1 protein-coding gene is annotated in these 1,155 nt (G+C 27.8%); it reads right to left on the bottom strand.

What is annotated here, in order from left to right:
• Window positions 1-148: 148 nt before the first annotated feature.
• Window positions 149-1,155: phage integrase SAM-like domain-containing protein (locus tag FPG59_RS16225; RefSeq protein WP_086455548.1), on the bottom strand; the 1,007-nt coding region annotated here is incomplete at its 5' end.

Below are 1,155 nucleotides of genomic sequence, written 5' to 3'. Positions count from 1 at the left end.
GTCTTGATTCTCTGTTGACATTTGAATTCCCTCTATATATTCTACTATTTGAGTAAGAGCAGACTTAACAATAAAATTGCTTGGCTTTGAGGTTTTTTCTTGAACTATATTTTTTTTCTTAAAGTTGAGAAAGTTTAAATACATCATATTATTGCTCATCAAAATTTATGTTCCAAGTGTTGTTCATCTCTTTGTTTTTTTGAAAATTAGAGATATCTACATATCTTTTAAATGATTTTTCATCTTTATGATGAGTCATTTCTCTAAGAATTCTTTCATTCATTCCAAAAATAAGTGAGTTTGTAACAAAAGTTTTGCGGGCCACATGGCTAGTAATTAATTCGTACTTCTTGAAATTTTTAGTAATCCTTTTGGTTCCGATGTGCCTTGTAATAGTAATGTCAGAATTTAGTTTGATGATTTCGCAACAGTCTTGGATGTTTTTATTTAGTTTTTGTGAGCTTATTTTGGGCAATGGTTCGTAGATAGTCCCTTTATATTTGTCAAGAATGGCTTTAGCGTAAATATTTAATTCGATCCTATGATTAATAGTCTTAGTTTTTATCAATGTTAATTGGATATAATCATCATAAATGTTTGCTTGATCCATATTTTTAATATCAGAATGTCGTAATCCGGTAAAACATCCAAAACAAAAAAAGTCTCTTGATTTGTTTAATTTTTCATTTTTAAAATCATGCTTGTATAGTTTAAAAAGCTCTTCTTTTTCTAAAAAGATTACCTCAATTTCATTCTCTACACGCTTTAGTTTTTTGAATTCAATATTATTATGGTATCCACGGTCAAAAGACCAGTTCATAAAAGTTTTAATGATACTTATTAACTTCCCGTAATAATTGTTCAACGTTTTCTTTTCTTCAAAAGCGTATTCCATAAACTTTTCTTCAAATCGTTGGTTTATGGTGTCAAATCGTATGGGGTATTTCGTAAATTCATTAAAATGTTCTAAAAAATTTTTAACGGTTGTATACTTTGTGATAGTGCCTACAGCTTTTGTGTGTTTAGAAACATTTATAAATTCTGTAAAAGCTTCAAAAAAATCAATTGCAATAGAAACCTCTTCTTTGTCAAATTTTTCCAAAAAAATATCTTCAGCGAATGGGATTTTATTGTATTTGAAAAAATCTTTAATAC

Source organism: Flavobacterium sp. FPG59, assembly GCF_002150205.1.
Taxonomy (GTDB): domain Bacteria; phylum Bacteroidota; class Bacteroidia; order Flavobacteriales; family Flavobacteriaceae; genus Flavobacterium.
The sequence above is the reverse complement of the archived record's forward strand: the minus strand, read 5'-3'. Positions and strand labels throughout refer to the sequence as shown.